This window comes from Alcanivorax sp. HI0083, from assembly GCF_001635175.1.
The window spans coordinates 1-10,389 of record NZ_LWFX01000639.1; the positions used below are offsets into that span (position 1 = coordinate 1).

At 60.5% G+C, this 10,389-nt stretch carries 11 protein-coding genes; all 11 read right to left on the reverse strand.

What is annotated here, in order from left to right; translation table 11 throughout:
- Positions 1-197: 197 nt before the first annotated feature.
- Positions 198-467, reverse strand: coding sequence for a YbeD family protein (locus tag A3754_RS06340; RefSeq protein ID WP_063519111.1), 270 nt, complete (start codon positions 465-467; stop codon positions 198-200).
- A 12-nt stretch (positions 468-479) separates the two neighbouring features.
- Entirely contained in the window at positions 480-1,364 is an 885-nt protein-coding gene (dat, locus tag A3754_RS06345) for a D-amino-acid transaminase (RefSeq protein WP_063519112.1), read from the reverse strand.
- A gap of 152 nt (positions 1,365-1,516) precedes the next feature.
- The gene (locus tag A3754_RS06350) at positions 1,517-2,677 is read right to left on the reverse strand and encodes a D-alanyl-D-alanine carboxypeptidase family protein (protein WP_063519113.1); all 1,161 of its coding nucleotides are present in this window, start codon (positions 2,675-2,677) and stop codon (positions 1,517-1,519) included.
- A gap of 236 nt (positions 2,678-2,913) precedes the next feature.
- The gene (locus A3754_RS06355) at positions 2,914-3,843 is read right to left on the reverse strand and encodes a septal ring lytic transglycosylase RlpA family protein (protein ID WP_063519114.1); all 930 of its coding nucleotides are present in this window, start codon (positions 3,841-3,843) and stop codon (positions 2,914-2,916) included.
- Positions 3,840-4,925 (reverse strand): lytic murein transglycosylase B, encoded by a 1,086-nt coding sequence (gene mltB, locus A3754_RS06360; protein WP_231880515.1) that lies wholly within the window; start codon positions 4,923-4,925, stop codon positions 3,840-3,842. Before mltB ends, A3754_RS06355 begins: the two co-directional genes overlap by 4 nt.
- Positions 4,926-5,010: 85 nt before the next feature.
- A complete protein-coding gene (gene rodA / locus A3754_RS06365; protein ID WP_063519116.1) occupies positions 5,011-6,156 on the reverse strand; it encodes a rod shape-determining protein RodA in 1,146 nt (381 codons plus the stop codon).
- Entirely contained in the window at positions 6,153-8,069 is a 1,917-nt protein-coding gene (mrdA, locus tag A3754_RS06370; protein WP_063519117.1) for a penicillin-binding protein 2, read from the reverse strand. The genes rodA and mrdA overlap by 4 nt, the downstream gene beginning before the upstream one ends.
- 27 nt (positions 8,070-8,096) lie before the next feature.
- Positions 8,097-8,567: a 23S rRNA (pseudouridine(1915)-N(3))-methyltransferase RlmH gene (rlmH, locus tag A3754_RS06375; RefSeq protein ID WP_063519019.1), complete on the reverse strand. Its 471-nt coding sequence runs from the start codon at positions 8,565-8,567 to the stop codon at positions 8,097-8,099.
- A 3-nt stretch (positions 8,568-8,570) separates the two neighbouring features.
- Positions 8,571-8,933: a ribosome silencing factor gene (gene rsfS / locus A3754_RS06380; protein ID WP_063519020.1), complete on the reverse strand. Its 363-nt coding sequence runs from the start codon at positions 8,931-8,933 to the stop codon at positions 8,571-8,573.
- A 6-nt stretch (positions 8,934-8,939) separates the two neighbouring features.
- Complete coding sequence (gene nadD, locus A3754_RS06385) at positions 8,940-9,617, reverse strand: nicotinate-nucleotide adenylyltransferase (protein WP_082872307.1); 678 nt, start codon at positions 9,615-9,617, stop codon at positions 8,940-8,942.
- A gap of 50 nt (positions 9,618-9,667) precedes the next feature.
- A partial coding sequence (locus A3754_RS06390; RefSeq protein ID WP_082904765.1) for a glutamate-5-semialdehyde dehydrogenase occupies positions 9,668-10,389 on the reverse strand: 722 nt, incomplete at its 5' end.

Sequence of the window (10,389 nt, forward strand, 5' to 3'; positions counted from 1 at the left end):
CATGGTGGTTATCCCCGTGTTGTTGTTATGCGGTCAACATTACGGGGACGTTCGTTCCAAACCTATGGTGGCTTGGTGGGGCTTCGGTGTCGGGCTGTGACGGCGAGTAACGCAGTGTAATGCCAATATGCGAACCAGTGCACAGTGGTTGTGTGCACTGATGGCTTGCGGTTGTGGCGTTTGGCGAAATGTCGACGCTACAGGGTTATTTTCACGTGGGGTGATTCGTCGAGTGCCTTGTAAATGGCTTCCACCTGCTCCCGGTTGCGCATGGTGACCTGCGCGGTAAAGGAGATGAAAGTGCCCTTGCTGCTGGGTTTGCTGCTCAGGTGTTTGTCAGCGTCAAAATCATCCAAATGAGTGGTCAGAATCTCGATCAGGGCGTCCTCGAGGGGGGCGTCAACGGCGCCCATGACCTTTAACTGCATGTCATGGGGAAATTCCCACAGGTGTTCCTGGATAGCCATGGGCTGCTCCTGTCAGTCTCGTGTTTCGGGGGTATCAAGCCCGCAAAGCCGGCGTTTATGCTGAACGTAGTGCCGGGCCAGGGTCTTCCATTGGGGGCCTGGCTGGCCGTTACCTATTATAGCGTCGTTAAGGTGGGTCACGGGTACCACTTCCCTGGTGGAGCTGGTGATCCAGATTTCATCCGCCTTGCGTAGCTGCATTTCGGTGACTTCCCGCTCTTGCAGCGCTAGCCCGTGTTGATGGCACAGCTCTACCACCAGGTCCCGGGTGATGCCGCCGAGAATGGCGTGGCTTTTCGGCGGGGTGGCAATGCTGCCGTCTTTGACCACAAAGACATTGCTGGCCGAGCCTTCGGTGACAAAGCCATCGCGCAGCAAAATGGCCTCGGCCGCGCCAGCGGCTACCGCTTGTTGGCGGAGCAGGCTGTTGGGTAACAGGGAGACGGATTTGATGTCGCACCGGGCCCAGCGAATATCGTCCAGTGTGATCGCTTTGGCGCCGATGGCGGTGTCCGGGCTGTTGGCGGCGGGCACGGCGATCGGGCTGGTCATCATGAAGACGGTGGGGGTGACGGCAGGAGAGGGAAACGCATGGTCGCGCTTTTCGGCGGCGCCGCGGGTGATTTGCAGGTAAACCGAGAGGTTGCCGTCGCCATTATGGCGCAGTAATTCCTCGCACAGGGCGCGCCATTGTGCGCGGCTATGGGGGTTGTGGATTTCCACTTCGGCCAGGGACCGCTCCAGACGAGCCAGGTGTTCTTCGAAGCGAAACAACACGCCGTTATAAGCAGGGATAACCTCGTAAATCCCGTCGGCAAACAGAAAGCCCCGGTCCATCGGGGAGATCTGAGCGTCTTCGGGGGCCATAAAGCGGCCGTTGAGATAAACCTGGGGCATGGTGAAAGGGCTCGACGTGAGAGTGACGGTACCAGTCTAGCGCACCTGCCTGGCCTGGATGCAAAACCGGCGCAGTGCCGGCTCGATAGGACGAGACGGACTGCGACGGTTTTCTATTGCATCAGGCGCCTGGCATCAAGCGTTCTGTGTTATCAGAACAGACCTTTGAAGAACAGCAGAATATGGTGCCAGAGCTTGGTGAAAATACCCGCTTCTTCGACCGGTTCCAGTGCGACCAGGGGCTTCTTGACCAGCACCTCGTTGTTCATGTTCACGGTCAGGGTGCCGTACTGCTGGCCTTCCAGGATAGGGGCTTTTAGTTGCGGGGTGACACTGATTTCCGCTTTCAGGTTTTCATGGCTTTCGCGGGGAATGGTCAGTACCAGGTCTTCCGCCAGGCCCAGACGCAGCTGATCCTGTTTACCCATCCACACATCCACGGTGTCTAGCACGTCACCGGCGCTATATGCCTTGTAGGTTTCGAAGAAGCGGAAACCGTAAGTCAGCAGTTTCTGGGATTCGCGGGCACGGGCGCTTTCGGAGGCGGTGCCCATGACCACAGCGATGAGTCGCATGTTGTCTTTCTTGGCGGAAGACACCAGGCAGTAACCGGCTTCGTCGGTGTGGCCGGTTTTCAGTCCGTCTACGGTGGGGTCACGCCATAGCAGCAGGTTACGGTTCTGCTGGGTGATACCGTTGTAGGTGAATTCCTTTTTGGCGTACAAGTCATAGTGGTCGGGGAAATCGCGCACGATAGCCCGGGCCAGAATCGCCATGTCCTTGGCGGTGGTGAAATGGTTTTCCGCCGGCCAGCCGGTGGCATTCATGAAGTGGCTGCTGTCCATGCCCAGACGGTTGGCGTGCTGATTCATGAGGTCGGCGAAGGCATCCTCGGAGCCGGCAATGTATTCGGCCATGGCCACACTGGCATCGTTACCGGACTGGATGATGATGCCGCGCAGCAGGTCCCCCACCGAGACACGGGTACCTTCGCGGACAAACATGCGCGAGCCGCCCATTTGCCAGGCTTGAACGCTGATCGGCGCCATGTCCTTTTCGGCGATGTTGCCTTTTTGCAGCTCTTCTTCGGCAATGTAGGCGGTCATCATTTTGGTCAGGCTGGCGGGCGGCAGACGCTGCTCTGCATTATGTTCGACGATGATCTGGCCGCTGGCGGCATCCATCAGCAGGTAACCCTTGGCTTCGATCTGCGGCGCACGGGGGACCATTTGTGCCTGGGCTTGCAAGGAAAGGGCGGTGCCGAGCAAGGCACAGAGAGCAAAAACGGTAAAGCGGAAAAACTGGGGACGCATGGGTATCCTGCCTGTTGGTTGTCCTTGGATGGTCTCTCTTGGATGGTTCAGGGAATCAGTAATGCGCCGATCGTGTCATGGCGCCGCCCGGGAAAGAGCCCGAAGGGGTAGTTGGACACGAAAAAGGCAAAAAATTCCATAAAGCCATCAAATTGCGTTATGCCATCACTTGATGGCTGCATTCTAGAGGACTGGGGATGGCCTGTTAACCGGGGAAACGGCTGATATGGGCGTTTTCAGGGGCTGACGGGCATGGGGCGGTCAAAACCGGCGTTGGCTACTGTCTCTCGCACTTGCTGGCGCAGCTGGTTGCTCTCGTAGGGGCCGATCCAGACCCGGAACAGGTCGCCGTCAGAGTGCTGTATCCGGGTGTCTACCCCCAGCTGGTTGACAAGTTCCTGTTGCAGTCGCTGTGCGCTGGTTCGGTCTGAGAAGGCGCCTGCTTGCAGGAACAGGCTACCGCCTTTGCTGGCGCCATTGTCGGCGGTGTCCGTTTTGGCGCTGGCGTTGTCGTTCGCTGCTGAAGGAGGTGGACTGTCCAGCGCAGCACGCACGGCCGTGGGCACGGTACTACTGGGGCCATCGGGTTGTTGCTGACTGCTGATTGCTTCGACCCGTACCCGCCCGGTGCCGGATTGCTCTATACCCAGGCGTACCGCAGCGGCCCAGGACAAATCGATGATGCGATCCTCGTGGAAGGGGCCGCGATCGTTGACGCGCACCACCAGGCTTTTGCCGTTATCCAGGTTGGTGACCCGGGCATAGGTGGGCAAGGGCAGGCTGCGATGGGCGGCCGTGAACTGGTACATATCGAACGGTTCACCACTGGAGGTGCGATGGCCATGGAATTTCTGGCCATACCAGGAGGCTTTGCCTTCTGCCACGTAGCCGTCCGCCTGGGGAAGCACCTGATAGGTCTTGCCCCACACACTGTAGGATTGCGGGTTGCCGTAGCGACTGCGGGGTTCCTTTTTGGGCACCGGTTCCGGCAGCCGGGAAACATCCCGGGGCTCTTCCGGCGCGGTGTCCTGCTGCAGGCTGTAGCGGTCCGAGCCTGGCGCATCGTTGTTGACGGCGGGTGGGGCACTGTCGCCAGCGGGCCCCGGAGCGGTGGCGCAGGCCCCGAGGAACGCGGAGGTGATCACGGCACAAGCCAGACGCTTCATTGACTATCCTCCAGTGCGGCCGCCAGTTGTCGTGATAGTTGTAGCACGGCCATGGCGTACAGGCGACTGTGATTGTAGCGGGTAATCACATAAAAATTGTCGGTGGCCAGCCAGAACTCCGCACCGTCGGTGCCTTCCAGATCAAGCAGGGCGACCCGGGTGCTGGCGGGCAGGTCGAAGCAGTATTCGCTGACCAGTCGATCATCGTTGCAGCTGAGCGCAGAGACGCCGGCGTTGTTGGCCTGTGCCAGGGTAAAGGATGGCTTGTACCCTTTTTTGGCCAGCGGCACGTAACCGGCGCCATCCAGGTGTGCTCTGGCGGCTACGGGCAACCCGGGTTTCCAGTTGTGCTCGCTGAAATAGTTGGCAACGGAACCGATGGCATCCACCGGGTTGTTGACCAGATCGGTGACACCGTCATTGTCGAAATCCACCGCATAAGCCTGGTAACTGGTGGGGATGAACTGGCCGTAGCCCATGGCGCCGGCGTAGGAGCCGGTGATGGTTTTGGCATCGATGTGGGCGTTATGCTCCAGTTCGAACAAGGCTTTGAGCTGCTTGCGGAAGAAGCTGCCCCGAGGCGGGTAGTCGTAGCCCAGGGTGGTCAGGGCATCGACCGCTCGGTAGGTGCCCATGTAATCCCCGTAGCGGGTTTCCACTCCGATGATGGCGAGGATGATTTCCCGGGGGATGCCGTAGGTTTGTTCTGCACGGGTCAGGGTGTCGGCGTGGGTGTGAGCGAATTCCACGCCTTTCTGTACCCGGCTCTCCTGCAGGAAAATTTTCTGGTAGGTCGCCCAGGTATGGGTGTGTTCTGCCGGCCGCGCTATGGATTCGAGGATCTTGGGCTGGCATTGCGCACTGCCCAGGACGTCGCGCACCCGGTCTTCGTCCTGCCCCTGGGAAACCAGCTCGGCAATCAGGGTCTTGGCCTGTTCACGCTGCAGGTAGTCGTTGTTTTCCGGGCAGGTATGTTCGGCCTGGGCCGGCAGGGCCGTGAAGGTCAGGGCGGCGGCCACAAGTGTCGAGTAAAGAGTGCCGGAGCAAACAATGCCTGGCATGCATGAATAGAAACGACGCAAAGGGGAATCTCCTGTTTTCATTATTTCCATGGGCTGTGCTGTCGAGGTGAGACGCCCGAAAAACCGGGCGGTCCACTCCCCGCGTTCAGTAACTCATCAGCCGCCGGTGGGTGTGAATCGACATCAACATGCCGAAACTGGCCAGCAGTGTCACAACCGAGGTGCCGCCATAGCTGATCAGGGGCAAGGGAACACCTACGACAGGTAGGAGTCCTGACACCATCCCAATGTTCACGAAAACATAAATAAAAAATGTCATCACCAGGCTGGCGGCAAGAAGCCGGGCAAAGGTGTCCTGGGCCTGCCAGCTGATAAAGAAGCCGCGACCGACAATCACCAGGTACATCATCAACAGGATACTGACGCCAACCAGGCCAAATTCTTCACTGAGTACCGCGAGAATGAAGTCAGTGGACGATTCCGGCAGGAAGTCCAGCCGCGACTGGGTGCCGTCGAGCCAGCCCTTGCCATTGACGCCGCCGGAGCCGATGGCGGTTTTCGACTGGATGATATTCCAGCCGGTGCCACGGGGGTCGGCTTCCGGGTTGAGGAAGGTATCGACCCGGTTACGCTGGTAATCGTGCATCACGAAGAAATACATCAGCGGCGCGGCAGTGACCACAATGATGATCGCCACGGCGATCAGCCGCCAGGAGAGCCCGGCCATGAACAGCACCACCAGCCCGCTGGCCGCGATGAGAATGGCGGTGCCCAGGTCCGGTTGCAGCCCGATCAGCATGGCGGGCACCCCGAGCAACAGCAGGGCGGCAATGACGTCAGTGAGTTTGGGGGGCAGGGTGCGTTCCGTGAAATACCACGCGACCATGGCGGGCACGGCCAGTTTCATGACCTCCGCCGGCTGAAAGCGGCCCGCGCCGGGAATGGAAAGCCAGCGCTGGGCGCCCTTCGCCTCGGTGCCGATGACTAGCACCAGTATCAGCAGCACCAGGCCGATGGAGTAAATCACCGGGGCCCAGAACCGGTAACTGCGGGGTGGAATCTGGGCCAACAGGAATAGCACGGTAAGGCCGGCACCAAAACGAATGCACTGGCGCACCACCAGGTCCATGCTTTCGCCGCCGGCGCTGTAAAGAACGGTGAGCCCGCCGAACATGAGCAGCAACAGGCCGACCAGTAGCGGGGGGTCCAGGTGCAGGCGGACCGCCAGCCCCGGAGACAGGGTGGCCCCGGTCTGGCCGGGCATCTGGCGGATAAATTCGCGCTGGCTCATGGGCGATCCTCTTGATCCGAATCGTCGTCGGCAGTATTGGAGGGGGGGGTGGCCGGGGTGTTGGCGAATACCGGCGGCACCTTCAGTTCTCCCTCTTTATCGAGCAGCCAGGCGTCCATGACCTGGCGAGCCACTGGCCCGGCGGTAGAGCCGCCGTGGCGCCCATTTTCCACCAGCACGGCCACGGCAATGGCCGGCTTTTCCGCGGGTGCAAACGATACCAGCAAGGCGTGGTCCAGCAGGCGCTCTGCCAGCTCGTCCTCGTTATAGGTTTCGTCCTGACCTACCGAGAAGACCTGGGCGGTGCCGGATTTTGCCGCAATGTCGTATTTCGCCCCTGAGGCCATGGCACGTGCGGTGCCGCCGAGCTCGGTGACACCGACCATGGCTTCGGTCATTTTTTCCCAGTTGTCCTGATCATTCAGAACGATGTCGGTTCGTTCCACTGGCTGGTGGTCGCCTGCCAGGGTAGGAATGACCTGCTTGCCGTGGCTGGCCATGATCGCCGTGGCGTTGGCCAGTTGCAGCGGCGTCGCCAGGACAAACCCCTGACCGATACTGGCGTTGATGGTGTCGCCGTGGAACCAGGGACGGCCGCGGGCTGCCTTTTTCCATTGTTTGGAGGGCATGATGCCACTGGATTCGTTGTAGAGATCGATACCGGTGGGTTGGCCCAGGGAAAACTGGTTCATGTAACGGTGCATGCGCTCGATGCCCAGTTTGAACCCCATGTCGTAGAAGTAGGTATCACAGGATTGCACCACCGCCAGGCGCAGATCCACCCGGCCGTGGCCCCAGCGTTTCCAGTCACGGTAGCGGTGAGGATCGTTTTCCAGCTGATAGTAGCCGGGATCAAAAATAGTGCGTTCCCAGTTGGTCACCCCGGCATCCAACCCGGCGAGCCCGTACATGGGCTTGATGGTGGAGCCGGGGGGATAGCGCCCCTGCAAGGCCCGGTTGAACAGCGGGTTGTCATGGTCGTTGCGGTAGGCGGAGTAATCCTTGTAGGAAATCCCGGTGACGAACAGGTTGGGGTTGAAGCCCGGGCGGCTGACGAACGCCAGCACGCTGCCATCACGGGGATCAATGGCGACCACGGCGCCGCGACGCTCGCCGAGGGCATCGTAGGCGGCCTGCTGTACCCGCATGGAGAGGCGCAAGCGCAAAGGTTTGCCCGGCACCGGTGCCTGTTCTTCCAGCACGCGCAAAATTCGGCCACGGGCATTGGTTTCCACCTGCCGATAGCCCACCTCACCGTGCAGGGTGTCTTCGTAGAAGCGTTCGATGCCGCTGCGCCCGTAGAAATGCGTGCCGGCATAGTTACGTTGCTGGTCCAGCGTCATGGCGTCCAGGTCCTGGACGTTGATTCGGTTCACGTAGCCCAGCACGTGGGAAAACAGAATGCCGTGGGGATAGTGGCGAATCGGGTCAGCGGAGATGCGAATGCCTGCCAGCCGGTGCTGGTTGACCACCAGACGGGCAATTTCCTCTTCCGTGAGCCGGCCACGTAGCGGCACCGGTTCCCAGGGGCGGCGGGCGGTGCGGCGGCGCTTCTCGAAACGCTCCCGGTCGCCTTCATCCAGCTCAATCAGGTTGCCCAGCTCGATCAGCAGCTGATCCAGGTCTCCGGCCTGCTCAATGATGATTTCCAGGGAAAAGTCGGGACGGTTATCGGCAAGGATTTCCCCGTGGCGGTCGGTAATCAGCCCGCGGGGCGGGGCCACGGCCTGGGTTTGAACCCGGTTATTGTCACTGAGGGTGGTATAGCGGTTATGTTCGATGACCTGTAACCAGATCATGCGCCCAATCAGTATGCCAGTAAGCAGCAGCACCAGAAAAACGCCCACGACAAGGCGCACGCTGAAAATGCGCTGTTCGTGGTGATGGTCTTTCAGCGTTAATGGTCGGCGCATGTTGGCGTCTGTGTGAGGCGATAACGATCAGCGATGATAGGGGTGCCCGGTCAGTAGCGTCCAGCCCCGGTACAGCTGTTCTGCCAGCAGCACGCGGACCAGAGGGTGTGGCAATGTCAGGTTCGAGAGGCTCCAGCACTCATGTGCGCTGGCTGACAGTTGCGGGCACAGGCCATCGGGGCCGCCTACCAGCAATACCAGATCCTGGCCCACGTCTTTCAACTCGCCCAGTTTACGGCTAAGTGCAGGGGTGTCCAGGGCTCGACCGTTGACTTCCAGTGCCACGATTTTTGCGCCGGGGTATTTCTCTACACGTTTACGCAGAACATCCGCTTCCGCGCGAATCTGGCTGCCGGCATCGCCTTTGCCGCGTTTGGGCATGGGGATCTCTTCCAGCGTCAGGCGCATGTCCGGGGGCATGCGCTTCTGGTATTCGTTGTAGCCTTCGGTCACCCAGGCGGGCATGCGGGTGCCGATGGCCAGCAGAACAATGCGCATGGATTACGAGTCTTGCTGTTGGTCGCGGTCCGGGTGGTGCTGGGGGTTCTTCCACAGCCGTTCCAGGTCATAGAACTCGCGGGTGGCGGGTAACATCAGATGAACAATCACATCGCCCAGGTCCACCAGAATCCACTCGCCGGTGTTTTCCCCTTCGGTTCCAATGGGCGGGAAGCCGGCGTTCTTGGCCGCATCGGTCACGCTGTCGGCCAGGGCTTTCACATGGCGGTTGGAGGTGCCGCTGGCGATAACCATGTTGTCCGCGACACTGGTGATTTCACGCACATCCAGTGGAGTGATGTTTTGGGCTTTGACTTCTTCCAGGGCGTCGATGACCAGTTGCAGTAGCGGGGTGTCAGCGCTCATGGGGCCTCATGATTGATTAAAGGGAGTAAGTTTCGCCACATTATACAGGTCGTGGCGGTGAATATGCGTAATCACGGCGTCATCCAGTGCCGGGCAGCGCCCTTTTTCTGCCAGGGCCTGACGAATGGCGGTGGCAGAGACGTCCAGAAAGGGCCGTTTGAGCATGAGGCGCAGGCCGCAGGGCTGCTGTGCCAGGCCCTGGGCATCGGTTTCTGGAAACGCTTCCAGAACGGCATCGTCCGCCAGCGGGCTGTCCGGACGGGGGACCACGGCCAGGTGGCACAGGGCGGTGTAGTCGCGCCACTGGTGCCACTGGTGCAGGCTGGCAAAACTGTCGGCACCAATCATGAACACCAGTGGCCGGTTTGGGTGCTGATCCCGAAAATGCTGCAGGGTGGCCAGGCTGTAGCTGGGGCCCGGCTGGGCCAGTTCCCAGCCATCCGGGTGTAGATGCGGGTGCTCGGCACAGGCCAGCTCCAGCATACGCAGGCGCTGCTCGCCGCTGGCCAGGGGCTGCGGTCGATGCGGCGGCACGGCATTGGGAAGCAGATGCACAGGGGCACCATCAAGCACTCTGGAGACGGCTCGGGCGGCACTGATATGCGCCCGGTGAACCGGATCAAAGGTGCCGCCGAAGAGAACCAGAGGCCGGACGCCAGATGCCGGATGCCCGACGTTATGCAAAACACGCCTCCGTGTTTGACGTTAGGCGTCCGGCATCCGGCGTCTGGCGTTTACAACCGTATATGCCCATCACCCAGCACTACCCACTTCTGGCTGGTCAGCCCTTCCAGGCCCACTGGGCCGCGGGCATGGATTTTGTCGGTGGAAATACCGATTTCCGCACCCAGGCCGTATTCGAAACCGTCGGCGAAGCGGGTGGACGCGTTCACCATCACCGAGCTGGAGTCCACCTCGGTGAGGAAGCGGCGGGCCAGGGTGTAGTTCTCGGTGATGATGGCTTCGGTATGGCCCGAGCTGTAGCGGTTGATGTGCTCGATGGCTTCATCAATGTCCTTGACGATTTTCACCGCCAGCACTGGTGCCAGGTATTCCTCTTCCCAGTCGGCTTCCGTGGCCACCTGGATATCGGTCACGCCCACGCTTTCCAGAAGATCACGGGTCTGCTCGCAACCACGGAGCTCCACGCCTGCCTGCCGGTATTGGGCGGCCAGTTCAGGGAGAACCTGCTGGGCGATGGCATTGGCCAGCAGCAGGGTTTCGGTGGTGTTGCAGGTGCCGTAACGCTGGGTTTTGGCATTGAAGGCCACGCTGATCGCCTTGGCGATATCCGCCTGCTCATCAATGTAGGTGTGGCAGTTGCCATCCAGGTGCTTGATGACCGGCACGCGGGCGTCGTTGCTGATGCGCTCAATCAGGCCCTTGCCACCCCGGGGCACAATGACGTCCACATATTCGGGGTGGGTGATCAGCTCGCCAACGGCGGCGCGGTCGG